Annotated in this window: 1 protein-coding gene; it reads left to right on the top strand. The window is 61.4% G+C overall.

Features of this window, described 5'->3' with window-relative positions; all coding sequences use genetic code 11:
• A partial coding sequence (locus ACODSK_RS32695) for a hypothetical protein (RefSeq protein WP_489022300.1) occupies nucleotides 1-344 on the top strand: 344 nt, incomplete at its 5' end.
• Nucleotides 345-355: the final 11 nt, after the last annotated feature.

The raw sequence follows: 355 nt of genomic DNA, 5'->3' as shown, positions 1-355 counted from the left end.
GTGGTGATCTGAAGTTGTGTAGATACCCATGCAGCGATGAGGCCGGCAAGAACAACCCGACCAGCAAATTGATGTTGAAGCTGATGGCCTCATCGCCGGCAATCGGATCGCCGCCCGGCCGCTCCCACAAGGTTCCGGGCCAGCCGCAGGATCCAGGCCAGACACAGCAACCTGTGGGAGCTGGCCTTGCCAGCGATGAGGCCCACAAGAACAGCCCGACCAGCAAATTGATGTTGAAGCTGATGGCCTCATCGCCGGCAACGCCGGCTCCCACAAGTTTCCGGGCCAGCCGCAGGATCCAGGCCCGACACAGCAACCTGTGGGAGCTGGCTTGCCAGCGATGAGGCCCGAAAAA

It is taken from the genome of Pseudomonas sp. FG98, from assembly GCF_057808595.1.
The sequence above is the reverse complement of the archived record's forward strand: the minus strand, read 5'-3'. Positions and strand labels throughout refer to the sequence as shown.